Here is a 24,145-nt window from a genome sequence, read left to right on the forward strand (position 1 = left end):
TGTCACAAATTAAAACTCTTCACATTAGTAGATTTGTTTCCAATTGAAATTTCATGATTACAACTGACATAATTATTATAGGTGCTGGTCCAACTGGACTATTTGCGGTTTTTGAAGCGGGATTATTAAAATTAAAATGTCATCTCATTGATGCTCTTCCACAACCTGGCGGACAATGTTCAGAGATATACCCTAAGAAGCCCATATATGATATTCCTGCTTATCCAGAAATATTAGCTGGCGATTTAACAGATAAATTAATGGAGCAATGCAAACAGTTTCAACCAGGATTTACTCTTGGTGAACGTGCAGAAACCATTGATAAACAAGAGGATGGGTCATTTGTAGTTACTACAAACAAAGGCACCCAACACAAGGCGCCGGTAGTGGCTATTGCAAGTGGTTTGGGTAGTTTTGAACCTAGAAAACCATTGATTGATAATATCGCTAGTTTTGAAGGCAAAGGCGTAGAGTACATGATAAAAGAGCCAGAATTATATCGTGATAAGAATGTCGTTATTGCCGGTGGTGGCGATTCGGCTTTAGATTGGAGTATCTTTTTGGCAGATGTAGCTAAAAGTGTCACTTTAGTTCATAGGCGTAATGAATTTCGAGGCCATTTAGATTCTGTAGAAAAGGTACAAGAGTTAAAGAATCTTGGTAAAATAAATCTTATAACACCAGCAGAAGTGACAGCCATTTATGGCGATGAAAGGTTGGAAGCGGTGGAAATAGCCAAAAAAGACGAAGAGGCTATTCGCATGGAAACAGACCATTTTATTCCCTTATTTGGATTATCGCCAAAGTTAGGGCCAATTGCAAATTGGGGCTTAGAAATAGAGAAAAATGCTATTAAGGTTAATAATGCTCTAGATTATCAAACTAATATACCAGGCATTTTTGCCATTGGTGATGGAAATATATATCCAGGGAAACTAAAATTAATTCTTTGCGGTTTTCACGAAGCAACTTTAATGTGTCAGGCTGCCTATCAAATTATTAATCCTGGGAAACGCTATGTTTTAAAATATACTACTGTAAGCGGTGTTGACGGTTTTGATGGAACTAGAAAAGAGGCTCCTAAAGCCGTTGTAAAGGCAATTCAATAGTGGATACCCAAGACATTTCAATTACAATAATAGATAGAGATGGTGTTGCGCATCAAATCGATGCTCCAACGGATATGGCTATGAACCTTATGGAGGTAGTTCGCTCTTTTGAACTTGCACCAGAGGGAACAATTGGCGTTTGTGGAGGAATGGCCATGTGCGCGTCATGCCAATGCTATATTCTCAGTGATACAGAACTTCCCGAAATGCAAGACGACGAAGAAGCTATGCTTTCTGAGGCTTTTTATGTTAAAGATAATAGTCGTTTAGGATGTCAGATTCCTATGACGCCAGAGCTTGAGGGTCTACATGTAGAGTTGGCTCCAGAAAGTTAATTCGTTTTATAGGCTAATAATGGCGTAGGACCTTCTAATAAAAATCGGTCAATTTTTAGGGTGCCATTTTCTGTAGTAACAACCTGCCATTTTATAAGTGAAATATGTCCTGCTTCAATTTCCAGACCGGTAATACTTCTAGGATGTACACAGCTACCATCATTAAAGAAAGCGATATCTCCAGGTTCTGGGAAACGTGGTCTATGGGTATGTCCTGCAATAGTAATGAGGTTGTTGTTTTCGGTAATCCACTTTTTGCTTCGCCGTTCTATTTTTATAAGCTCCTTGTAGTTTTTAGCAGGGCTTGTTGGGTCTGCAATGCCCATAACGTTTAAGGGTTTCCAGAGTATCCTAACAAGAAACCGACTCCATTTCCAAAACAGGTAATTCCACCAGTCGGCTTGGTGACCATGACATAAAAATAATTCTTGTCCTGTTGAAGAATGTTCTAAAACAATGGCTTCATGATAAACAATGTCGCAGAATAAATCTTCATTTTTACCTGTCTTAGGGTCAAAATAAGAATTAAGATTTTTGTTGACATAGCTCTGCTTTCTGTAGACCATATCATGGTTTCCCCAAATCATATGTAAGCGCTCCTGATCATGGAATTGTTTCATTAACATGTAAACATTTTTATGCGCAAAAAGAAGTGATTCAAAAGAAAGATTTTCCCAGAGCTCATCACCGTCACCAAGTTCACAATACTGAAAACCCTCATTGTAATAATGCTTCAGCGCATGGTAATAGATGTTTCTGTTGTTAGCAAAGTCATCGGCAAAACTATTGTCACCACGATGGCAATCGCTAAAAAGAATAAATTTTGACGCGTCGTCAAAAGTTAACCTAAACGCATTCTTATAAGCTTTATCTAAGCGCTTTCTGGTAGTTAGCATAAGGTAAATGTAACCAAAAAGTTGAAGCTATTGTAGTTCTAATTTTTCAATTGCCAGAGGTAAAATGCGCTCAACGAACTTTGAATAGGCTAATTCTGAAGGGTGTAAACCATCTGAGGCCACTAAATCAGTATTGTCTAAACCTTGTCTTGTTATATCGGTAATATAAACATATGAGATACCCATCTGATTACAATACGCTTCAGCATAGGTATTGTATTGGTCGATTTCATCTGAGGTAACTTCTTGGTTGCCTTGGCCTTGTCCAAAAGGTGTAAAAGCATAATCTGGAATAGAGATAACAATTACTTTAGATGTATCACCTTCAGCGGCTTCAATAGATTTATCAATTAATTGAGGAAACTCAAACTCGTAAAGTGAAAATGGCTTGTTTTGGTATTGGTTGTTAACACCAATTAAAAGTGTTACCAAATCATAGTCTTCGGTTAAATTAGCAGAAGCAATAGCATTTAGAAGATTCGTTGTAGTCCAGCCTGTTTGGGCAATAACATTTAAATTGTATTCGGTATCTTCATATCTATTGGATAAACTGTCTTTTAATTGCTCAGGGAATCTGCAAGATGAACAAACACTTTCTCCAATAGTATAGCTGTCACCAAGGGATAAGATGGAATATAGGTCTGGCTCATTATCTGGTTCAACGTCATTATTGTTAGAGCCATTACCTGTTGCTGTACTATCTGTGTCAACAGTATTGGTTTCGCCTTCGTCAGTATTTTCATCTGCATCGTAAGGGCCTAATTGAATGTTTGGTGGTTCCGTACTGCATGACAAAGCAAGTACTAGAAGTAGCAGCAAAACTAAGCTCTTTTTCATATTTGTAAAGATACGACTATATCAAAATAAAAAAGCCTCGTTTATTTGGAGGCCTTTAATGGTAAAAAAGTTTAATCTTATTTAAAGGCATTTAAGCCAGTGATATCTAGTCCTGTGATTAATAAATGGATGTCATGTGTTCCTTCGTAAGTGATTACACTTTCTAAATTCATCATATGCCTCATTATGCTATACTCACCTGTAATACCCATTCCGCCTAAAATTTGTCTGGCTTCACGGGCTATTTTAATGGCAATTTCAACATTATTACGTTTTGCCATTGAAATCTGAGCAGAGGTCGCTTTATCTTCATTTTTTAATTGGCCCAATCTAAAAGCTAAAAGTTGGGCCTTAGTGATTTCGGTTATCATTTCAGCAAGCTTTTTTTGTTGTAATTGGAATGCACCTATTGGTTTACCAAATTGAATACGTTCTTTGGCATATCTTAGGGCTGTATCGTAACAATCCATTGCTGCTCCAATGGCTCCCCAAGCAATGCCGTATCGTGCTGAATCTAAGCATCCAAGTGGTGCTCCTAATCCCGATTTGTTTGGTAACAGATTCTCTTTTGGTACTTTAACATCTTGGAAAATCAACTCTCCTGTAGCCGAAGCTCTTAACGACCATTTATTATGTGTTTCTGGAGTTGAGAAACCTTCCATGCCGCGTTCCACGATTAAACCATGTATTCTTCCTTCCTCATTTTTGGCCCAAACTACAGCGACATCACAAAATGGAGAATTTGAAATCCATAATTTTGCACCATTCAAAAGATAGTGGTCACCCACATCTTTGAAATTAGTAGTCATGCCACCTGGATTAGAACCATGGTCGGGCTCTGTAAGTCCAAATGAACCCATCCATTCTCCAGAAGCAAGTTTGGGTAAATATTTTTGACGCTGTTCTTCAGAACCATATTTCCAGATAGGATACATTACTAAAGAAGATTGTACAGAAGCAGTACTCCTAACGCCAGAGTCTCCTCTTTCAATTTCTTGCATTATTAAGCCGTAAGATATCTGGTCTAATCCGGCACCTCCATATTCTTCAGGAATATACGGGCCAAATGCACCAATTTCTGCTAAGCCTCCGATTATAGACTTTGGGAATTCTGCTTTTTGTGCAGCGTCTTCAATAATTGGCGATACGTCTCGCTTTACCCAATCTCGAGCAGCATCCCTAACCAATTTGTGTTCTTCGGAAAGTAAATCGTCAAGGTTGTAATAGTCCGGTGCTTCAAATAAATCTGGCTTCATAAATAAATATTAATTCTGTCTGACAAAGGTAACGAAATCGTTTGCAACGTCCCAAGATGAAAGTTACATTTTAAGATAGAAATCCTTGGTGAGATTAATGTAGTCCTTGGTATAGTTGTGCCGTTCGGTTTCAATAATTAAAGTTGCAGTATTGCTCTCTTGCTCAATTTTAGAAAACTCAATTAGGGTGCGCTTTATGTCTTTATTTGGATTTCCTTTAACATGAAGAATCCGTTGTGGAAATAGACCTACTTTTGATGCAAGCAAAGTGAAATTTTCCTCTTCAGTATTAGGGACTATGACAGAAAAAATACCAGTTTTAGAGAGCAGTTTGCTAGCGGCATATACGAGATGCTCAAAAGGCATGGCATCTTGAAATCTTGCTTTGTTTCGTGCTTCTTTTTCAGTCTTATAACTATCCGAATAGAATGGTGGGTTGCAGATTATGATATCGTAAGTGTCTTCTACTTCGTCAACATACTCTAGAAGTGAAGCATGATAGCAAAACAAGCGATCGGAACATGTAGAGTTTTCAAAATTTTCAACGCATTGCTCATAGGCTTCAGGATCGATTTCTAAAGCTTCAACCATAGCTGTTGGACATCTCTGGGCTAACATAAGGCTTAAAACACCTGTGCCAGAGCCAATATCTAAAACTGAAAACGGATTTTGCTCAACGGAAGTCCAAGCACCAAGTAAAACTGCATCTGTACCTATTTTCATGGCACAACGGTCTTGCTTCACTGTAAATTGTTTGAATTTAAATGGCTGATTCATAGTTGTTATTCTGAATGTGTCTCAGAATCTTCTAATTCATTTTAAGACATGATTGAAATATATTTAGTAATTACCTTTAATTATTTAAATATATTTCAATCAAACCCTCTGGTAAATCCATAACAATTGTACTCGTGCCGCGATTTAATTCTACAATGAACTGATCATTCATCGGTATTAAAATTTCTACACTATTTCTGTCTACTACAAATAAAGCCTGTGCGGTAGAATCGTTAATTGCTTTGATTACGCCTACATCTCCAAAGGATTTGTCCTTAATGGTAAAGCCAATGACTTCATGAAAATAGAATTTATTCCCTTCTAACTTAGGCAAAAACTCTAAAGGCAAATATAAATCACATTTTAATAGAGCGTCTGCATCACTTTCATCCAAAACATCTTCAAGTTTTAGACGTAATAAATCTGACTTGTGGAGTTGAGACGATTCAATAAAAAAAGGAACAAGATTCCCTCTTAAGTCAATAAAAATCGCATCGAGATTATCGTATAATTCTGGTTCGTCAGTATCTAGTTTTGCCAAGAGCTCGCCCTTAAAACTATATTTCTTTACAATTTTACCTAGATAAAAACAGTCTTCTTTTTTCATGATGTTTATAATCCTTGTGCAGGCAGGCAGCTTATTAATACTATTAATACTCAATTTAATACAAAATTGCATAAAACAATTTTGCATAAAAAAACTCCGATACATTATATCGGAGCTTAAAAGTATAAAATCTTTATTATTTTATTCTTCTTCGTTAGAAGCTGTTGTTTCTTCGGCAACTTCTTCAGAAACTTCTTCTACAACTTCTGGAGCTGCTGCTGCAATACGTGCTTCGTTTATAGCTTTTTCAGCTTCTAAAGCTTTGGCTTTTGCATCTGCTTCAGCTTTTGTTAGACCATCTGCTTTTGCCTGAATTTTAGCAGCTTTCTCTTCCATCCAAGCATTGAATTTAGCTTCAGCTTGCTCTTCAGTCAGTGCGCCCTTTTTAACACCGCCCGCTAAATGCTTTTTTAATAAAGCACCTTTGTAAGACAAAATAGCTCTTGCAGTATCAGTTGGCTGTGCACCATTTTCTAACCATTTTACAGCACCATCGACGTCTAAATCGATAGTTGCAGGGTTAGTGTTTGGATTGTAAGCACCTAGTTTTTCTAAATACTTACCATCTCTTTTTGCGCGGGAATCCGCTGCTACGATCCAAAAATAAGGTTTTCCTTTTTTACCGTGTCGTTGTAATCTAATTTTTACTGGCATAAATAATTAATTAGTAAGGTTCTCGACCTTTGTTATTAATGAGGGCGCAAAGATAGTATAATTTTTCAATTCTCCACACGTTGTTAACAGTAGATTATTTTAAAAAAAAGTTTACATTTGAAGTGCCCATAACACTATTGTTACCGAGGATTTTATGACTTATTACTTATGAAGCGACTATTTTTTCTTTTAGTTTTAGCCATTTTTGCTGTCCAATCTTGTAGCGAAAATGTCGAATTTAATACACCTGCCATGCAAGGCAACAAAGACGGAGCTACATGGCGTTCAGACTACCAAGCAGCAGATATTGATTTTGGAGGATTTTTATTTGAAGGTGGTACAGGACTTGAGACATTACAACTCATTACACCAACAGACGGAGCTGGGTTATTTGAACTTTCTAGTACCAGTGCAGCTGTAGCTATTTTTGAAGGTGCGGATGGTACAGTCTATTCTACAGCAAATGAACCAGACCCAAGCGTTACTTTATATCCTATTGAAGGTATCATTGAGGTTGAAGACATCAATAATAATGCAAATCCAAAGCTAATAACAGGAAACTTTAGATTTACAGCTTTCTCTTCTGATGGTATGCGTTCTGTTAACTTTATAGACGGTGTGTTCTATCGTGTGCCTCTAGTCGGAGGTTTATTGGCTATTGGAGACGAAAATCAATGTTTGCAAGCGAGTCAAAACCTTGGAATTACAGAATTAAACTTTAATAGTACCGAAATGGATGATCCTAATTATTCAGCGGTATGCAATGCCTACAGAACAGCTTTAGAAGAAGCTATCGAGGCTTGTGGTGATGACTCAGGTGATTTTCAACAAACTATAGATGGATTAGGAGATTGTATGTAGGTTCATTCTAATCTTAAATTGGATATAAAAGCATTACTTAAAAAGTGATGCTTTTTTGTTAAAAATCGTTAAATCAAGGAATTAAGTGTTAATAAACTTGACATTGGACCTTCTGTCTCTTATACTATAAAAGCAGATGTGAAACAATAGGCATCTTTAAAAAAATTATTGAAATATTTAAAATGCACAAAGATATAATGAAGTACGAAAAAATTATTTCAGAGAAATTAAACGAATTATTAATCAAAAATTATGATGCGGAAAAAGGTTACATTAATGCCATGAAAGAGGTGGATAATGTAAACATAAAAAATTTCTTCAAGGACAGAGCTGAAGAGCGCGCAAGATTTGCAAGACAGTTAAGAACAGAAATTTTAACTTATGGAGAATTACCCGAAGATTCTGGAAGTCTAAAAGGAATCTTGCATAGAAATTGGATGACTTTAAAGGCTACGTTTTCCTCTAATAATGAAGAGACTATTTTAAATGAGGCTCTCAGAGGAGAAAAAGCAAGTTTAGAAGAGTATAACACTTTACTGGCGGATACCACATTTCCATCGAGACTGATAGAACTATTGAGAGAGCAGCGCAATGCTATCGAGGCAGCCATCAATTCCGTAAAAATTTATGAAGAAGTAGTATCCTAATACTACACAATAGGTTAAGATGAAGAACCACGCGAAGGCGTGGTTTTTTTGTTTACAACTGTTTATAACTTTTACTAAAAAGGGTATGTTCATTTAGTATTTTTAAGGTTCTATTTAGTGAAAGAGAACAGCATTTATGTACTTAATATTTGATACCGAAACCACGGGTTTGCCTAAACGGTGGGATGCGCCAATAACGGATACCGATAACTGGCCAAGAGCTGTGCAAATCGCGTGGCAGCTGCATGATGCTATGGGAAATTGCATCGACCAACAAGATTATTTAATTAGACCAGAAGGTTTCAATATACCATACGATGCAGAAAAAATTCATGGCATTTCAACCGAGTTAGCGCAAGAACAAGGTGTGTCGCTAATTGAAGTTTTAAACAGGTTTAACGAGGTTTTGTCCAATTCTAAATTTGTAGTCGGTCAGAATGTAGGTTTTGACTTAAACATTATGGGAGCTGAGTTTGTTAGAGGCGATGTTGCAAATCCGCTTCAGGAGTTACCTGTTTTAGATACCTGTACAGAGCATACAGCAGTATTATGTCAACTTCCAGGTGGGCGAGGTGGAAAATTTAAATTACCAACATTAACAGAACTTCATGAGTTTTTATTCAGCCAGCCTTTTGCAGAAGCACACAATGCGACGGCCGATGTTGAAGCCACAACACGTTGTTTTTTAGAGCTCGTAAGACGACGAGAATACACCAAAGAACAGCTCGATGTGCAACCAGACTACTTCGAGAGATTTTCAGAAGCCAATCCAAAAACAATTGAATCTATTGGTCTTAAGCATATTAATCTCAAGCGTGAAAGTGCAAAGATCAATCGACGCCTTCAGAAGGAGCAAGCTTCAAAAATAACAAGGGAAACCAATAATGAGGCTGTTCAGTTGTTAGCTGACGCTAATTTTGTTCACCTTCACAACCATTCTCAATTTTCCATTCTGCAATCTACAATTAGCATAAAAGATTTGGTAGACGCAGCTGCAAAAGACAATATGCCTGCGGTTGGACTTACGGATCATGGAAATATGATGGGAGCTTTTCACTTTGTACAAGCTGTTTCTGGTTACAACAAAAGAGTAAAGGCTGAGCATGCAGAAGCTGAGGAAAAAAATGAACCTAAAAAAGGACAGTTTATCAAGCCCATTTTGGGATGTGAATTTTTTGTCTGTGAAAACCATACGGATAAAACCAGAAAAGACAATGGCTACCAGATTGTGCTTTTAGCAAAGAATAAAAATGGCTATCACAATTTGGCTAAATTATCCTCGGTTGCATTCACGGACGGATTCTATTATGTTCCTAGAATTGATAAAACCTTAATAGAGCAATATAAAAAAGACCTTATCTGTCTAACAGGCAACCTTTATGGAGAAGTGCCAAGTAAAGTATTAAATGTTGGCGAAAAGCAGGCTGAAGACGCTTTAATTTGGTGGAAAGAGACCTTTCAAGATGACCTCTATATAGAGCTGATGCGCCATAATCAAGAAGATGAAAACCGTGTTAATCCAGTTTTAATTGAATTTGCGAAAAAGCATAATGTTAAACTTATTGCAACAAATAACACCTATTATGTTGAACAAGAAAATGCAAATGCGCACGACATTTTACTCTGTGTAAAAGATGGGGAAAAGCAAGCTACGCCTATAGGAAGAGGCCGTGGTTATCGCTATGGGCTACCTAATCAGGAATATTATTTTAAATCTTCAGAAGAGATGAAGGCCCTCTTTAGGGATATCCCTGAAGCTATTGTAAATATTCAAGACGTTGTAGACAAGATTGAGCCCTTTGAACTAGCAAGAGATGTATTGCTGCCTAAGTTCGATATTCCTGAGGAATTTAAACATTCAGAAGATGAAATAGATGGTGGTAAGCGTGGAGAAAATGCTTATCTCAATTATTTGACTTACGAAGGTGCTAAAAAACGGTACGGGGAAATTACAGAGGATATAAAAGAGCGGCTCGATTTTGAGTTAAGCGTTATCGAAAAAACGGGTTACCCAGGGTACTTTTTAATTGTAGAAGATTTTATCCGTGAGGCGCGTAAAATGGATGTATCTGTTGGTCCTGGGCGTGGCTCAGCAGCGGGTTCTGTTGTGGCCTATTGTCTTTGGATTACCAATATCGATCCCATTAAGTACGATTTACTTTTTGAGCGTTTTCTCAATCCGGATCGTGTAAGTATGCCAGATATTGATATTGATTTTGATGATGAAGGTCGAGGGCGAGTTATGCAATACGTCATCGATAAATATGGAGCCAACCAAGTGGCACAAATTATTACCTATGGCACAATGGCGGCTAAATCCTCTATTAGAGATACCGCCAGGGTTTTAGACTTGCCATTAAATGAAGCAGACCATATTGCAAAGCTCATCCCTAATATGTCTAAACTCGGTAAGATTTTCGGTTTAGATGAAAAAGGGTTGGCTAAAAAATTTAGAGCAGAAGATTTAGACAAGGTCAATCAATTGCTCAACATTTCAGACGGTGAAGATTTACAGGCTGAAACGGTCAATCAGGCGCGCGTCTTGGAAGGTTCGGTTAGAAATACAGGTATCCATGCTTGTGGTGTAATAATAACTCCAGGTGATATCACTGAATATGTGCCCATCGCAACTGCTAAGGACTCTGATTTGTATGTTACGCAATTCGACAATTCTGTTGTGGAAAGTGCAGGTTTACTAAAGATGGATTTTTTAGGTCTAAAAACCTTAACCTTAATTAAGGACACCGTTAAGATTGTAAAGGCAAAACACGGTGTTGAATTAGATCCCGAGAATTTTCCGTTAGATGATGAAAAAACTTACGAACTTTTTCAGCGCGGTGAGACTGTTGGTATTTTTCAGTATGAATCTCCAGGAATGCAAAAGCATATGAAACATTTAAAACCAACGGTTTTTGATGATCTAATTGCAATGAATGCCTTATATCGTCCGGGACCAATGGAATACATCCCAAGTTTTATTAATCGCAAGCACGGAAAGGAGGAGATAGTTTATGACTTGCCTGAAATGGAAGAATACCTTAAAGAAACATATGGTATTACGGTATACCAAGAGCAAGTAATGTTGCTATCCCAAAAGTTGGCAGACTTCACCAAAGGTGAAGCGGATGTTTTAAGAAAGGCCATGGGTAAAAAGCAAAAGGCAGTTCTAGATAAAATGAAACCCAAGTTTATAGAGCAAGCAGCGGCAAAAGGCATGGATAAAGAAAAGCTCGAAAAAATCTGGAAAGATTGGGAAGCTTTTGCAAGTTACGCCTTTAATAAGTCCCACTCTACTTGTTATGCTTGGATTGCCTATCAAACAGCATATCTAAAGGCTCATTACCCAGCTGAATATATGGCTGCTGTGCTTTCTAACAATATGAACGATATTAAATCGGTCACCTTCTTTATGGAAGAGTGTAAACGTATGCGCTTACCTGTTTTAGGTCCAGATGTTAATGAGAGTTATTACAAGTTTTCTGTAAATAAGGATAATGCGGTTCGTTTTGGTATGGGAGCAATTAAAGGCGTTGGCCATGGTGCGGTTAAAACCATTGTTGAGCATCGAAAAAAAGACGGTAATTATAAATCTATATTCGACCTAGCTAAACGTATAGACCTTAGAGCTGCGAATAAAAAGTCATTTGAAGGCCTCGCCAATGCAGGAGGTTTCGATTGTTTTAAGGAAACCCATCGCGCACAATACTTTGCTACGGATGGAGATGGTATTACTTTTTTAGAGAAAGCTATTAGGTATGGTGCAAAACACCAAGAAAATGAAAATTCTGCGCAAGTGAGCTTGTTTGGGGATTCTAGCGATGTTCAAATTGCGGAACCACAAGTACCGCCTTGTGAAGAGTGGGGCACCATGGAGAAGTTGGCGCGAGAAAAAGAAGTGGTTGGCATTTATATTTCTGGTCACCCGCTAGACGATTTTAGAATAGAGATGCAAACCTTTTGCAATGCTAATTTGAGCCTTTTTAATGATTTGGAAAACTATGTCAATAGAGAATTGACCTTTGGTGGTGTTGTTACAGATGTGCAGCACCGTATTAGTAAGCAAGGTAAAGGTTGGGCCGCGTTTACAGTTGAAGATTATACCGATAGTTTTGAGTTTCGCATTTTCGGAGAAGACTATCTAAAATTCAGACATTTTTTGGTTCACAATTCGTTTGTTTATGTTAGAGCATTTGTAAGGGAAGGTTGGACCAATCGTGAAACAGGAAAAAAAGGAGACCCACGGGTACAGTTTAATAATTTTCAGTTGCTACACGATGTGATGGATAACTATGCTAAAAAGCTTTCTGTTCAGTTAAGTATAGATAACTTAAAAAAAGAAACTATTGATAATTTGCAAGGCTTGTTTAAAATGCACGAAGGAAAAAATGCCTTAAATTTTGTTATTTATGATAATAATGAAAAGCTGAAGTTAACCATGCCAAGCCGAAAACAAAAAGTTAAGATTTCTCAAGAGCTCTTGGCAGAATTGGAGAGCTTTGATGTGCGCTATAAGCTTAATTGACAAGTTTTGGGTTAATAATTCAAAACAATGCAGGCATAGTCAAATCGAATATGGCCAATGTAAGGTTTGGCACTTTTTTTGACTAATATTGCATAATTAATAGAAATAAAATACTCTAAAACTAAAATATTATGGCATTAGAAATAACAGATGCAACATTTGAAGAGACTGTATTAAAAAGCGAAAAACCTGTAATGGTAGATTTTTGGGCAGCATGGTGTGGTCCATGTCGTATGGTTGGCCCTATCATTGATGAATTAAGCAATGAGTACGATGGAAAAGCCGTAGTTGGTAAGGTAGATGTAGATGCTAACCAAGAATTTGCTGCCAAGTATGGTGTGCGTAACATTCCTACGGTATTAGTTTTTCAAAACGGAGAGGTCGTAGGTCGCCAAGTCGGTGTAGCACCAAAAAACGCCTATGCAGAAGCATTAGACGCTTTATTGTAAGATATAGCTCTAAAAGAAATGATAAAAGGTTTGCTCTAGTGGCAAACCTTTTTTAGTTTCGGTACTTATGGATTTACAGTTAGAACTTAATAAAACAGGAGGCTTTAGAAATTTAGACCTATTAGCCAAACAAGTTGTTGAAGGCTTTATTGCTGGGATGCATAAAAGTCCATTCCATGGATTCTCCTCAGAGTTTGCTGAACATAAGATTTATAATCAAGGGGAAAGCACAAAACATATCGATTGGAAACTATTTGCTAAAACCGACAGGTTATACACTAAGCGATATGATGAAGAAACCAATTTGCGCTGTCATATCATCTTAGATAATAGCACTTCGATGCATTATCCTGAAGATGCTGGCACATCAATCTCAAATCTTAATAAAATTGCTTTTTCTGCGCTAGCATCCGCAGCATTGATGCAAATATTGAAGAAACAAAGGGATGCAGTTGGACTTAGTATTTATAGTGATGCATACGACTTTTACGCACCAGAGAAGGGGAGTGAACGACATCATCAAATGCTCTTGTCTAAATTAAGTGAGGCTGTGACGTCCAAACCAGAAACCTTGACCACTGAGACTTATACCTATTTGCATCAAATAGCCGAAAAAATACACAGACGGTCATTGATATTTGTATTTACGGACATGTTTCAAACCACAGAAGATGACGAAAAAATCTTTGAAGCTTTACGTCATTTAAAGCACAACAAGCACGAGGTGGTATTATTTCATGTTACAGATAAAGCTAAGGAAATGAGCTTTGATTTTGATAATACCCCTAAGCGCTTTATTGATGTAGAAACGGGAGAATATATCAATCTGTATCCAGATACTATTAAGGATAATTATAAAGCAGCTGCAGCGGTTTATTTTAAGAATCTCAAGCTAAAGTGTGGGCAATACAAAATAAAATATGTGGAGGCCGACATTAAAGCTGGGTTCAATACTATTCTCACCACATATATGGTAGAACGGCAGAAATTTGTTTAGCCATCTTTTTTTTAAACATTTTTATTTGCCATATAAAAAATGGAATGTATATTTGCCCTCGCAATTATGCAATGGTCTGGTAGTTCAGTTGGTTAGAATATCTGCCTGTCACGCAGGGGGTCGCGGGTTCGAGTCCCGTCCAGACCGCTTCTTTAAGAAGTTGTGTTGTGCACATCGAGAGATGTGACGTAGTGAAAGCCTTGAAAGATTAGGCTATCCAATGAGAAGCTTTCCTTTTTTCTTTTTAGAAAATCGGGATGCTTTTTTGTTTTAAGGCAAGTTGTATTGAAAGTCGGAAGATTCTATCTTCCAATGAACAATACTATTTAGTTATTTTGTATTACCTTTAATGGGAATTCTCCTTTTCTATTGTTTTTAGCTTGCTTTAAATCAATTAGCTATGAAGACAATTGTTGTATTAATTCTCCTTTTATCCTTTAACTTTGGTGCTACTCAAACCTTAGAACCTGTTCAAAAAAAAAACGCCTCAAGAAATGTATGATTTTCATATTAAAAAAAAGAAAGTTAATAATACTGCCGGTTGGATTGTTCTTGGAGCAGGAGCTGCCATGGTAATTGGTGGTTATGGCTGGAATATGAGTGGCGGATATCTCGATAATGATACCACTAATAACAATCGAGGAATTTGGCTTTTATATCTTGGAGGAGCTGTTTCCTTAGTAAGTATTCCTTTATTTATCGGTGCTGGGAGTCACAAAAAAAAGGCAAAGATATATTTATCACAAGGTGCCGTGGGGTATAATAATGAGTTTAAATTCTCAGGACTTAAGGTTACCTATTCGTTTTAGTTAGTCTTTTCTAGGACTGCAGCGTCTTAAGAAAAGATATACTCGCCTGATTAAATACTTGAGATTGTTCTACATTAACAACATGGCCACATTCTGGGATTACGCGCAAGGAGGCCATCTGGTGTTGTTGGACCACTTTTTTAACATTAGGAAGAAACAAATGGTCTTGGTCACCCATAATATATATGGTTGGTATAGCAATATCGTTAAGTCTAAAAAACCGAAGCAATGGATTAATCTCCGAGGCCAACTTAAACCATCTCATAAATTCTTTTTGATAGAGCTTTTTAGCCTCATTAATAAACAAAACCCGTGATTCTTTGTGGTTTTTTCTTGGCATTATAATAAAGGCAAAGAGTTTATAGAGATACATGTACGGGATAACAGATTTAAAAACCACTCCAAAACGCATAAGAACTTGAGATCTAAAGTTGAGTTTAAGAATGGCGCCTCCCATAATCATGCTTTGTACGCGGTTGGGATGAATTTCAGCCACATTACGGATGAGTATAGTACCCAGTGAAATACCTACAAAATGAGATTTTTCAATTTTTAAATAATTCAAAACCTCAATGATGTCTTTGGTTATGGCATTAAAGGTATAATTGCTGTTAAGCGCATCACTTAGTTTGGGTTTGCTTCGACCATGTCCTCTTAAATCTAAAACCAATACATTGAAATGGTCTCTGAAGGAACGTACTTGTTTATACCAAATACTAGAACTTCCACCTGCGCCATGAACGAACGTGACCCATTCGGAATGCTTGTCATTTTTATAGATGTAATAGTTAATCATAGTTTATGAAGTCAAAGATAAGTTTTTTGTGGCTTGTACCCTTAATCACGTGAAAATCGTTCGGTAAAATTGAGATTTGAGACCTTTGTTAATATGTGAATTGTATATTATCAGTTTTAAATATTGCTTTTTATCTATAAAAAAGAACATTTAAACGATGTTTTACTTGTTTTTGTTTTAAATACAGCTATATTTGAAGTCCTTCATAAGACCTCAAATCGCTTATTAAGGAATTTTTTTAATCCGTTTTACAATAGACTTGTTTAGTCTAAGAAACTCCCCTCGTTTTTTAGTACAATGTTAGGCTCGGCCTAATAGTTAATAATCCATTCCCTTCCCTCAACGCAAAACAAGGTTTTGCAAGAAATTAGTATTAACTATTGATAACCCTAAATTGTAACTATATGAGAACTATTAAAATTACATTCGCTTTACTTGCTATTGTTGTGCTAACCGTGTCTGGTGTGCAGTCTAATGAAATTATTACTGACGAGCCTACATTTGAGCAAAAATCAACAAATATTGATTTATTAGCCCACAAAAAAGCTAATCTTAAGGTGCCAACTCGAGGATAATACTTTAAACTTTATAATATAATTAGCCCTTGTTTTTAAGCAAGGGCTTAACTTGTTAGTTAAAGATTTCCCTTTTATTTGAATTTAAATTTTAAATTTGATGGTAACCACAAGACTAATCCATTGAATTTAAAATTTGTCTTACTAATCTTAGTTTATTTTGGGGTAAGCTATCCGTTAACTTCACAGAACAAATCTAACGCAGTTGATTCAATCGAGACCCTTATTCAACTTACAGATGATGTATCAAAAAGTATTGAAGAAAGGTTGAATTATGGACTTCGGTCTATAAAGTACGCAAAACAGATTAAAAACGACTCTTTTGAGCTGAAGGCACAAAGTAAACTGATGAATGTTTATTTTGACGCTGAAGATTTTGAATCTTACATCACTACAAATCATAGAATAGTTGACTTATCTGCAAAGATAAAAGATTCATCACGCCTTGGTAAAGCACATTTTGCCTTGGGATATGCACATCAAATTAGTCAGCAGGTTGACAGTGCTTACTATAATTATTCTAAAGCGGCTCAGATTTTTGGTGCACTAAACAACAACGAACAACTCTCATATAGTCTTGGCAATTTGTCATTAATACAGAATGAAGGAAAAGATTACTTTGGGGCAGAGGAAAATTCTGTTAGAGCACTAAAGGCAATCGAAAAAAGTGAAAATACGCTCGATATTCTTGACCAAAAATGGATACTTAATACTAATTTAGGCAACATAGCCCATGCCTTGCGCAATTATGATAAGGCCATTGAGTACCATAATAAAGCATTGATATTTGCTGAGGAAATAGGTAAATCTTATGATTATAAATTATATTCTTTAAACAACATTGCTTTTGCAAAACGATTGCAGGGTAATTATGAAGAGTCCAAGTCTATATTTGCAAATTTAATTGAGACTAAGAATCTTCTAAAAGATAATCCGTCATTTTATGCTTTAGTGGCCGAAAATTTAGCTTATTCAACCTACCTAACGGATAATTACAACAAAAACACTATTAATGAGCTATTTAAAATGTCCTATGCCATATGCGATAGTATTGAAGACGATTTCACTAAAACTGGGACGGTAATCAGTTGGGCAAAATTCAATAAGGGAATAGGTGAGGTTGAAAGAGCAAGAACTTTGGCTAAAGAAGCTTATCACCTCTCTAAAAGCTCAGAAACAAATGAAATTCTTTTAGAGTCTATGTTACTACTTTCAGAGCTTAATGATGGTTCAGAGGGTAAGGCTTATTTAAATGAGCATATTAAACTTACAGACAGTCTCCTTCAAGTAGAGCGAAATGTTAGAAATAAGTTTGCGAGAATTGAATTAGAAACAGACCGGCTCGAAGCTGAAAATGAACAAATTTCTCGTGAGAATTTATATTTAGTGATTTTGTCAGTAGGTTTACTGCTAACAGCAATATTGATATACGTTGTTATATCCCAGCGTGCCAAGAATAGAAAATTAAAACTTATTCAAGTACAGCAAAAGGCCAATGAGGATATTTATAACCTAATGCTTCAACAACAAGACAAGGTTGAGGAGGCCAGAACGGTTGAAAAGAAGCGTATATCAGAGGAATTGCACGATGGCGTTTTAGGGCGACTATTTGGTACACGATTAAGTTTAGATAGTATTAATTTTAAAGATGGCAAGGAGGCCATGCTAAATCGTGCCAACTATATTGGTCAGTTAAAAAGTATCGAAGAAGATATTAGAAAAATATCACATGAGTTAAATACTGATTTTGTTTCAGGTACTGGTTTTATGGATATTGTTGCTGAACTTATTGAAAATCAGACGCAAGCTTATAGACTTAAATACGACTTTAATTATACAGATGATATTAGTTGGGATTTAGTCTCCAATAAAACAAAAATTAACTTGTACCGTATTATACAAGAGTCCATGCAAAATATCTACAAGCATGCTAATGCTAAGTACATAAAGATTAGTATTTCTTTAGAAAATAATGTAATTTGCTTAGACATTATTGACGACGGAAAAGGCTTTGACACCTCTAAAAACAGAAAGGGTATTGGCTTAAAAAACATGACCTCTCGTGTTCAAGATATTGGAGGTAAAATAGAATTTAAATCCCAAATTGGTAATGGTACAACGGTTAATGTAAAGATTCCCTATATACACCAATCCGCATGAAGCATATAAACATTCTTATGGTAGATGATCACCCTATAATTATAGAGGGCTATCAGAATGTACTCATGGCCACCAAAGAAGACGACCAGACCCTTCTAATTGATACTGCAAATAATTGTGATACGGCCCAGCTAATGATAAATAGAGCTGCAAAGGATACACCATATGATGTCTGCTTTTTTGATATCAGCTTACCTCCTTCCGAGGATGGTAGATATACTTCTGGTGAAGATTTAGCACTATTGGCAAAGCGTGTGTTGCCAGATACTAAAATAATTATACTTACCATGTTTAATGAGTCATTTAGGATTCATAACATTATTAAGGAGATTAATCCTGATGGATTTCTTATAAAAAGTGATTTAACGTCTATGGAATTGGCAGATGCATTTCAGCAAATTCTTAAATTTCCTCCTTATTATAGTAGTACGGTACATAATTACGTGAAGCAGACTATTACAAGTGAAATATACATAGATGATATTAATAGAAAAATACTTCATTTATTATCCCAAGGCATAAAAACCAAAAGTTTAAGTGAGTATATTCCTTTATCTATGAGTGCTATAGAAAAACGTAAAAAGCAGCTTAAACTATTGTTTTCTGTTGCCGATGGAAAAGATGAGACGCTCTTAAATGAAGCCAGGGAAAAAGGGTATTTATAGAAATCTAGATTAAAAAAGCACCTTTTTTAGTCGATGCCAAAGTCCTGTAAACACTGTGAATAAAGAAAACTACGGTTTTTCCGCATTAAGTTTGTGGTTTTACCACAACTTAAACCAATTAAAATAACATAGATTTACCACAGTCAACAAGAATTAATTAATCCCTCTTAAGAAATTGTTGAGTTAATAGCAAGAAAAGAAAACCCAATGGTGCTAACCGTTGGGTTTTTTAATGTTAAGAATTTTAGTTAATACCAGTTGCCTGTATGCTCGGTTAATTTCACTAAAAAGAAACCCAAGAAAATAACAGCTACAATAAATTTTAGAAAGGTTGAGGCCAGAAAACCAATAAAAGACCCAAAGGCTGCTTTAGTTGCTTTATTGATATCGTTTCTATGGGTCATTTCACCTATGAGTGCGCCAATAAAAGGACCAATGATAATACCAAAAGGAATAGGTGAGAAAAGCCCAACGAGTAAACCAATAGTTGTGCCAATCATCCCAGCTCTGCTCCCTCCAAATCGTTTTGTTCCGACGGCAGGAATGATATAGTCGAGAACAAATATTAATAATGCCACTAAGAAGGTAACTATTAAAAAGGTTGCACTCATCTCTATACCATCAGTAAAATACAGTGCTAATAAACCGAACCAACTTGTCAGTGGCCCAGGGATTACAGGTAAAAAACTACCTGCTATTCCTAGAATTACAAGGGAGAAACCTAAAAGAGCCAAAAATATATCCATTCAGTACTTATTTGTTTTAAAAATAGGACGATAAATTAAGACAAAAGTTACATTTAAACTAAGAGATTAGTTCAAACTAAATATTTAGTTATATTTGTAATATGGGTTAACTAAAAAATTAGTTGTAAAATGAAGCAATTAACTAAAGCTGAAGAGGAGATTATGCAGGCCTTATGGCAATTAAAAAAAGCGAATGTCAAAGCCGTTATTGATATATTGCCAGAGCCAAAACCGGCTTATAATACGGTCTCAACAATTATTAGGATTTTAGAGACAAAGGGATTTGTTGACCATGAAAAACAGGGTAAGGGTCATGACTATTATCCTTTAGTAGATAAAGCCTCATATAGTAATCAGTCTATAAATAAACTCGTGGACAACTATTTTCAAGGTTCTTTTAAAAGTATGGTGTCATTCTTTGTGAAAAAGAATGATGTAGATATGAAGGATATAGAGGGGATGCTTAAAGAAATCAATAAACATAAATAATTATGCTTTATATTATTTTACAAATAACGGTCTTTCAAGCCTTGTTTATACTGGTCTATGATGTGTTTTTAAGAAAAGAGACTTTTTTTAATTATAACAGAGCATATTTATTAATAACATCGATTTTATCCTTTGTACTACCGTTTATAAAATTTCCAAAATTAAAGGCTATAACTACACAAGACCTCGTTATTCAATTACCTGAAGTTTTTATTGGCGCAGAACCCCTTAGAATGCAAAATATACAAATAGCAGAACAGGCAGGCGTAGTTTTAGAGCAGCCGTCTATTCCAGTATGGCAAATAGGTCTTGGTCTTGGCATGCTAATCACTCTAATGATTTTTGTTTTCAAAATCTTGAAGTTGTATTGGATGAAAGAGAAGTATCCAAGACGTTGGAAGGGCAATGTACTTGTCGTTAGACTCATAAAAAGTAGTGCTGCCTTCTCATTCTTTAATACCATTTTTTTAGGAGATAGTATCCCAAAGGAGCAGCAACCTACCGTTTATATACATGAGCTTGTGCATGTTAAAGAATACCACAGTATAGATTTGCTGTATTTTGAACTTCTTCGAATTGTCATGTGGTTTAATCCACTGATATATTTATACCAAAATAGAATTACAGAACTCCACGAGTATATTGCAGATGCCAATGCTGTAAAACATCAAGGAACAGTAAACTACTACAAAAGCTTGCTCAACCAAGTATTCGATGTCAACCAGATGTCTTTTACCAATACCTTTTTTAAAAGCTCTTTAATCAAAAAACGAATCACCATGCTACAAAAATCAAAATCAAAGCATTACCACATATTTAAGTATGCTTTATTAATTCCTGTAGTTATAGCAATGCTCATTTATACCTCCACTGAGGTAAGAGCACAGGAAGATAAGAACCAAACTGAACAAGCCTCCCAAGAATTAACTGAAGAACAATTAATTAAAAGTTACTATGATGCATTCGTGGCTATGGAAAAGAATGGTGCTAGTTTTATGGAGATTTCTTCTTATGCGGGTTTTGGGAAGTATAGACCTGAAAAGTATATCCTTTCTAAAGAAGAATTTCTAAAGTCTAAAGCCTACAGGCATTATGTAGCGGAGGGTATGATAAAGCGTAAGTCTGAAAAAGGGACTTTGGAGAATGAGGATTTTGATGCAGCTGAGTTAATGAAGCAAAAGGGAAAAAGTTATGTAGAATATCGCTCTTGGAAAAAGACTAAAGAAGCTAAAGATCTTTGGGAAGCAAGCATAAGAGATGGTGAGCGCAAACTGTTTATCGAAGATATGTTGAATAAAACTGAAGAGGAACAACAACGATATGATGCTTTATTGAATCAATTGGAAACCGATGAATCGGTTGAAAAAGTAATAATAACGGATGGGAAAAGTTTATTAATTCTTTACCCAACCCAGAAAGATGAACTACACGAAATAAACATACCTGCAGAAACTTCCATTGAAGTTCCGTTTGCGGTTATTGAAGAAGTCCCAACAACAAAAGATTGCAAAGATTTAACCACCAATGAAGAGCGTAAAAGGTGCATGAGCGAATTCATTGCAAAGCATGTCAATAAAAACTTTAATATAGACTTGGCAGATTCCTTAGGTTTAAAAGGCAGGCAGCGTATTTTTGTCGCCTTTAAAATAGACAAGCAAGGTTTAATAAAGGACGCTCAGGCCAGGGCAGTTCACCCTGATTTAGAAACAGAGGCAATACGTGTTATAAACACCTTGCCAGAGTTTATTCCTGGAAAGCAAAAGGGAGAGGCTGTAATTGTACCCTACTCCTTACCCATTGTACTTCAAATAACTGGAGGGACGGAGCAACCTAAGGCCCCAAATTACAATCGGTTCAGGGATTCCTTAAGTACAAAGAACGTTGAAAGTCTTAGTGAAATTCCGTTTAGCGTTGTAGATAAAGCACCAATACATCCTGATTGTAAGGATTTAGTTGGTATTGACCAGCAAAAAAAATGCACTTCAAATGCAGTAGCCAGTTTTGTCAATAGAAATTTTAATATGGATTTGGTAAGTAAACTTGGATTATCAGAGGGTCAGAAACGAGTTTTTGTAAAATTTGTCATTGATAATCAAGGATATATAAAAAGTATTGGTGCTCGTGGTCCACATCCAAAAGTAGAAGAGGAAGCAAAATGCGTAATCGCACTTTTGCCACAATTTATACCTGGAGAACAAGACGGAAAAACGATAGATGTAGCCTACAGCCTACCAATTCAGTTTCAACTTGTAAATGATAAAAAGAGAAAAAATTAGATGAAATTTAGCTTGTTTTACATCCTTTTTTTAACTCTCGTTAATTTGGGTGTCGCCCAAACCAATAAGCAAAAAGCCGATAAACTTTTTGCGCTTGGTAATTATTCTAAGGCGATTGAACACTATAAATCTTTGGATAATGTTGAGAAAGTTTATGATAAAATAGCCAAAGCCTACGTCGCCATTGGCAATTACAGTGAGGGTATAAGCTTTTACCAAAAAGCTATAGACATAAATCCAGACAATCAACTATTACAATACGATTATGCTAAGCTTCTAAAACAAACTAAGCAATACAGCAAAGCCAATACCATAATTAAAAATCTTATTGACTCAGACAGTCTTAATCCAAACTTTCATTATGAGCTGGGTTTGGTTTTAGAAAAGCAAAATGATACTATGGCTATAGAGGCATTTCGCAACACTTATAATCTTGATAAGAGTCACCAAAAAGCCATCTTTAAAATTGCTAAAAAGCATATTATTAAGCGTAATTTCGAAGAGGCACACCAATTAATTGGTAAAGGATTGAAATTCTACTCAAAAAATGTAGAGCTTATCAGTTTAAAAGCTCAAGCCTATTACTTTCAAGAATATTACACAAATGCCGTGGTCTGGTTTAAAAAATTGATTGAGCTTGGGGAGTCTTCAGAGTTCATTCATGAGAAGCTAAGTTTAAGCTATGCGCAGAATTCAGATTATGAAGATGCTATCTTTCATAGAAAAGAAGCTTTAAAATATAATCCTTATAATGCTAGTGCCATCTTTGTTATAGGTAGCTATTACGAGCGCCTTAAGAATTATGAAAAAGCAGAGGTCTATTACAGAAATGCCTTGGATATTCAGGATGTATCCTTGGCAAATGAATACCAAAAGTTAGGAATAGTCTTAAACCGACAGAAGAAATACGATGAAGCCATTAAAGCTTTTGAAACCGCCTTGAAGGAAGATCCAACGGATATAATGACCGAGTTTTATCTCATACGTACCAAGGATGAATATTATGCTGATGTAGATGCCAAAATCAGTCTCTATGAAAAGTTTAAGGAAAAGCATAAAGACAACCCATTTACTGCTATTGCCAATAGACGACTTCAGGAACTCAAAAAAGAAAAATTTCTAGAGAAAAACTAAAATCTAAAAATATTGTACTTTTCGGTTTCAGAATGTATTCAATGAGGCCATTAAGTCTTCTACTTATTTTCTTTGTTTTATCCTCTTGCCACTATCTTGAAAAAAAGAAGGTGGATTCGGAAGATTTATTAAATGAAGAGTTGCAAACCTTTAATTGGAACGATGTTGACACCTACCCAACTTTTGATGGCTGTGATTCTATTACGGATAAGGCTCAAAGTCAAATGTGTTTTCAGCAAACCATGTTAAGCAGCGTATCGTCCTATTTGCAAAGTCAAAACATCATTGTTTCAGAAGATGTAAATGATACGGTTGTTATGCGTTTAGAAATTGATAAGTCAGGGTCTTTACGTGTGCAAGGTATAGATATGAATTCTCAAACAAAACTACAAATCCCTGAACTAGACAGTTTGTTACGTGAAAGTCTCAAGGGGATTCCTAAACTATATCCTGCTATTAAACGTAATCAGCAAGTTACAACAGTATTTGAACTGCCTGTAATCGTGAAAATCGAATAATGGCTGTAGCTCTTGGTTCAGTGTAAAGTA

Annotated in this window: 23 protein-coding genes and 1 tRNA gene; 16 read left to right on the forward strand and 8 right to left on the reverse strand. The window is 35.9% G+C overall.

Annotated elements, in window-relative coordinates; all coding sequences use genetic code 11:
- The first annotated feature begins 53 nt into the window (after positions 1–53).
- Entirely contained in the window at positions 54–1,109 is a 1,056-nt protein-coding gene (locus J4050_RS02480; RefSeq protein ID WP_208152373.1) for an NAD(P)/FAD-dependent oxidoreductase, read from the forward strand.
- Positions 1,109–1,444 (forward strand): 2Fe-2S iron-sulfur cluster-binding family protein, encoded by a 336-nt coding sequence (locus tag J4050_RS02485; RefSeq protein ID WP_208152374.1) that lies wholly within the window; start codon positions 1,109–1,111, stop codon positions 1,442–1,444. The genes J4050_RS02480 and J4050_RS02485 overlap by 1 nt, the downstream gene beginning before the upstream one ends.
- Here J4050_RS02485 and J4050_RS02490 read toward each other — a convergent pair.
- The 6 genes from J4050_RS02490 to J4050_RS02515 form a co-directional block, all read right to left on the reverse strand.
- On the reverse strand, positions 1,441–2,340 hold the full coding sequence (locus tag J4050_RS02490; RefSeq protein WP_208152375.1) for a metallophosphoesterase family protein: 900 nt from the start codon (positions 2,338–2,340) through the stop codon (positions 1,441–1,443). The two genes, J4050_RS02485 and J4050_RS02490, sit on opposite strands and share 4 nt — an antisense overlap.
- A gap of 27 nt (positions 2,341–2,367) precedes the next feature.
- Positions 2,368–3,177, reverse strand: a complete 810-nt coding sequence (locus J4050_RS02495; protein ID WP_208152376.1) for an SGNH/GDSL hydrolase family protein — start codon at positions 3,175–3,177, stop codon at positions 2,368–2,370.
- A 77-nt stretch (positions 3,178–3,254) separates the two neighbouring features.
- Positions 3,255–4,433, reverse strand: coding sequence for an acyl-CoA dehydrogenase family protein (locus tag J4050_RS02500; RefSeq protein ID WP_208152377.1), 1,179 nt, complete (start codon positions 4,431–4,433; stop codon positions 3,255–3,257).
- A gap of 63 nt (positions 4,434–4,496) precedes the next feature.
- On the reverse strand, positions 4,497–5,210 hold the full coding sequence (locus J4050_RS02505) for a tRNA1(Val) (adenine(37)-N6)-methyltransferase (protein WP_208152378.1): 714 nt from the start codon (positions 5,208–5,210) through the stop codon (positions 4,497–4,499).
- A 76-nt stretch (positions 5,211–5,286) separates the two neighbouring features.
- Positions 5,287–5,817, reverse strand: a complete 531-nt coding sequence (gene rimM / locus J4050_RS02510) for a ribosome maturation factor RimM (protein ID WP_208152379.1) — start codon at positions 5,815–5,817, stop codon at positions 5,287–5,289.
- A gap of 141 nt (positions 5,818–5,958) precedes the next feature.
- On the reverse strand, positions 5,959–6,471 hold the full coding sequence (locus J4050_RS02515) for a 30S ribosomal protein S16 (RefSeq protein WP_208152380.1): 513 nt from the start codon (positions 6,469–6,471) through the stop codon (positions 5,959–5,961).
- Between the two features lie 168 nt (positions 6,472–6,639).
- On the opposite strand from J4050_RS02515, the gene J4050_RS02520 reads away from it, so the two are divergent.
- From J4050_RS02520 to J4050_RS02550, 7 genes are all read left to right on the forward strand, one after another.
- Entirely contained in the window at positions 6,640–7,332 is a 693-nt protein-coding gene (locus tag J4050_RS02520) for a DUF6252 domain-containing protein (protein WP_208152381.1), read from the forward strand.
- 197 nt (positions 7,333–7,529) lie between these two features.
- The gene (locus J4050_RS02525; RefSeq protein ID WP_208152382.1) at positions 7,530–7,979 is read left to right on the forward strand and encodes a ferritin-like domain-containing protein; all 450 of its coding nucleotides are present in this window, start codon (positions 7,530–7,532) and stop codon (positions 7,977–7,979) included.
- Between the two features lie 136 nt (positions 7,980–8,115).
- Positions 8,116–12,501, forward strand: coding sequence for a DNA polymerase III subunit alpha (dnaE, locus tag J4050_RS02530; RefSeq protein ID WP_208152383.1), 4,386 nt, complete (start codon positions 8,116–8,118; stop codon positions 12,499–12,501).
- A gap of 131 nt (positions 12,502–12,632) precedes the next feature.
- Positions 12,633–12,950, forward strand: coding sequence for a thioredoxin (gene trxA / locus J4050_RS02535; protein WP_208152384.1), 318 nt, complete (start codon positions 12,633–12,635; stop codon positions 12,948–12,950).
- A gap of 67 nt (positions 12,951–13,017) precedes the next feature.
- Positions 13,018–13,947 carry a DUF58 domain-containing protein gene (locus J4050_RS02540; protein WP_208152385.1) on the forward strand — a complete coding sequence of 310 codons (930 nt, stop codon included), beginning with the start codon at positions 13,018–13,020 and terminating at the stop codon, positions 13,945–13,947.
- A gap of 73 nt (positions 13,948–14,020) precedes the next feature.
- Positions 14,021–14,094, forward strand: a tRNA-Asp gene (locus J4050_RS02545).
- Positions 14,095–14,441: 347 nt separating this feature from the next.
- The gene (locus tag J4050_RS02550; RefSeq protein ID WP_208152386.1) at positions 14,442–14,756 is read left to right on the forward strand and encodes a hypothetical protein; all 315 of its coding nucleotides are present in this window, start codon (positions 14,442–14,444) and stop codon (positions 14,754–14,756) included.
- 10 nt (positions 14,757–14,766) lie between these two features.
- On the opposite strand, the gene J4050_RS02555 is transcribed toward J4050_RS02550, so the two are convergent.
- The gene (locus tag J4050_RS02555; RefSeq protein ID WP_208152387.1) at positions 14,767–15,552 is read right to left on the reverse strand and encodes an alpha/beta fold hydrolase; all 786 of its coding nucleotides are present in this window, start codon (positions 15,550–15,552) and stop codon (positions 14,767–14,769) included.
- A gap of 404 nt (positions 15,553–15,956) precedes the next feature.
- Between J4050_RS02555 and J4050_RS02560 the strand changes: the two genes are divergently transcribed.
- The 3 genes from J4050_RS02560 (at position 15,957) to J4050_RS02570 (ending at position 18,952) form a co-directional block, all read left to right on the forward strand.
- Positions 15,957–16,127 (forward strand): hypothetical protein, encoded by a 171-nt coding sequence (locus J4050_RS02560; RefSeq protein WP_208152388.1) that lies wholly within the window; start codon positions 15,957–15,959, stop codon positions 16,125–16,127.
- A gap of 123 nt (positions 16,128–16,250) precedes the next feature.
- The gene (locus J4050_RS02565; protein WP_208152389.1) at positions 16,251–18,287 is read left to right on the forward strand and encodes an ATP-binding protein; all 2,037 of its coding nucleotides are present in this window, start codon (positions 16,251–16,253) and stop codon (positions 18,285–18,287) included.
- Positions 18,284–18,952, forward strand: a complete 669-nt coding sequence (locus J4050_RS02570) for a response regulator (RefSeq protein ID WP_208152390.1) — start codon at positions 18,284–18,286, stop codon at positions 18,950–18,952. The genes J4050_RS02565 and J4050_RS02570 overlap by 4 nt, the downstream gene beginning before the upstream one ends.
- A 248-nt stretch (positions 18,953–19,200) precedes the next feature.
- Here the strand turns inward: J4050_RS02570 and J4050_RS02575 are convergent, their stop codons facing one another.
- Positions 19,201–19,698: a DUF456 domain-containing protein gene (locus J4050_RS02575; protein ID WP_208152391.1), complete on the reverse strand. Its 498-nt coding sequence runs from the start codon at positions 19,696–19,698 to the stop codon at positions 19,201–19,203.
- A 129-nt stretch (positions 19,699–19,827) separates the two neighbouring features.
- Here J4050_RS02575 and J4050_RS02580 point away from each other — a divergent pair, with 129 nt between their 5' ends.
- The 4 genes from J4050_RS02580 to J4050_RS02595 are packed head-to-tail and all read left to right on the forward strand — an operon-like array spanning position 19,828 to position 24,115.
- Positions 19,828–20,187, forward strand: a complete 360-nt coding sequence (locus J4050_RS02580; protein WP_208152392.1) for a BlaI/MecI/CopY family transcriptional regulator — start codon at positions 19,828–19,830, stop codon at positions 20,185–20,187.
- Between the two features lie 2 nt (positions 20,188–20,189).
- Positions 20,190–22,463: a M56 family metallopeptidase gene (locus J4050_RS02585; protein ID WP_208152393.1), complete on the forward strand. Its 2,274-nt coding sequence runs from the start codon at positions 20,190–20,192 to the stop codon at positions 22,461–22,463.
- Positions 22,464–23,597, forward strand: coding sequence for a tetratricopeptide repeat protein (locus tag J4050_RS02590; RefSeq protein WP_208152394.1), 1,134 nt, complete (start codon positions 22,464–22,466; stop codon positions 23,595–23,597).
- A 41-nt stretch (positions 23,598–23,638) separates the two neighbouring features.
- Positions 23,639–24,115 carry a hypothetical protein gene (locus J4050_RS02595; RefSeq protein WP_208152395.1) on the forward strand — a complete coding sequence of 159 codons (477 nt, stop codon included), beginning with the start codon at positions 23,639–23,641 and terminating at the stop codon, positions 24,113–24,115.
- The last annotated feature ends 30 nt before the right edge of the window (positions 24,116–24,145 follow it).

This window comes from Winogradskyella pelagia (genome assembly GCF_017581965.1).
GTDB lineage: Bacteria > Bacteroidota > Bacteroidia > Flavobacteriales > Flavobacteriaceae > Winogradskyella > Winogradskyella pelagia.

What these genes read in the sequence shown, in the direction of transcription:
- J4050_RS02480 (WP_208152373.1), top strand. Translation starts at nt 54, where the DNA reads ATGATTACAACTGACATAATTATTATAGGTGCTGGTCCAACTGGACTA.
- J4050_RS02490 (WP_208152375.1), bottom strand. Translation starts at nt 2,340, where the DNA reads ATGCTAACTACCAGAAAGCGCTTAGATAAAGCTTATAAGAATGCGTTT.
- J4050_RS02495 (WP_208152376.1), bottom strand. Translation starts at nt 3,177, where the DNA reads ATGAAAAAGAGCTTAGTTTTGCTGCTACTTCTAGTACTTGCTTTGTCA.
- J4050_RS02500 (WP_208152377.1), bottom strand. Translation starts at nt 4,433, where the DNA reads ATGAAGCCAGATTTATTTGAAGCACCGGACTATTACAACCTTGACGAT.
- J4050_RS02505 (WP_208152378.1), bottom strand. Translation starts at nt 5,210, where the DNA reads ATGAATCAGCCATTTAAATTCAAACAATTTACAGTGAAGCAAGACCGT.
- rimM (WP_208152379.1), bottom strand. Translation starts at nt 5,817, where the DNA reads ATGAAAAAAGAAGACTGTTTTTATCTAGGTAAAATTGTAAAGAAATAT.
- J4050_RS02515 (WP_208152380.1), bottom strand. Translation starts at nt 6,471, where the DNA reads ATGCCAGTAAAAATTAGATTACAACGACACGGTAAAAAAGGAAAACCT.
- J4050_RS02520 (WP_208152381.1), top strand. Translation starts at nt 6,640, where the DNA reads ATGAAGCGACTATTTTTTCTTTTAGTTTTAGCCATTTTTGCTGTCCAA.
- J4050_RS02525 (WP_208152382.1), top strand. Translation starts at nt 7,530, where the DNA reads ATGAAGTACGAAAAAATTATTTCAGAGAAATTAAACGAATTATTAATC.
- dnaE (WP_208152383.1), top strand. Translation starts at nt 8,116, where the DNA reads ATGTACTTAATATTTGATACCGAAACCACGGGTTTGCCTAAACGGTGG.
- trxA (WP_208152384.1), top strand. Translation starts at nt 12,633, where the DNA reads ATGGCATTAGAAATAACAGATGCAACATTTGAAGAGACTGTATTAAAA.
- J4050_RS02540 (WP_208152385.1), top strand. Translation starts at nt 13,018, where the DNA reads ATGGATTTACAGTTAGAACTTAATAAAACAGGAGGCTTTAGAAATTTA.
- J4050_RS02550 (WP_208152386.1), top strand. Translation starts at nt 14,442, where the DNA reads ATGTATGATTTTCATATTAAAAAAAAGAAAGTTAATAATACTGCCGGT.
- J4050_RS02555 (WP_208152387.1), bottom strand. Translation starts at nt 15,552, where the DNA reads ATGATTAACTATTACATCTATAAAAATGACAAGCATTCCGAATGGGTC.
- J4050_RS02560 (WP_208152388.1), top strand. Translation starts at nt 15,957, where the DNA reads ATGAGAACTATTAAAATTACATTCGCTTTACTTGCTATTGTTGTGCTA.
- J4050_RS02570 (WP_208152390.1), top strand. Translation starts at nt 18,284, where the DNA reads ATGAAGCATATAAACATTCTTATGGTAGATGATCACCCTATAATTATA.
- J4050_RS02575 (WP_208152391.1), bottom strand. Translation starts at nt 19,698, where the DNA reads ATGGATATATTTTTGGCTCTTTTAGGTTTCTCCCTTGTAATTCTAGGA.
- J4050_RS02580 (WP_208152392.1), top strand. Translation starts at nt 19,828, where the DNA reads ATGAAGCAATTAACTAAAGCTGAAGAGGAGATTATGCAGGCCTTATGG.
- J4050_RS02585 (WP_208152393.1), top strand. Translation starts at nt 20,190, where the DNA reads ATGCTTTATATTATTTTACAAATAACGGTCTTTCAAGCCTTGTTTATA.
- J4050_RS02590 (WP_208152394.1), top strand. Translation starts at nt 22,464, where the DNA reads ATGAAATTTAGCTTGTTTTACATCCTTTTTTTAACTCTCGTTAATTTG.
- J4050_RS02595 (WP_208152395.1), top strand. Translation starts at nt 23,639, where the DNA reads ATGAGGCCATTAAGTCTTCTACTTATTTTCTTTGTTTTATCCTCTTGC.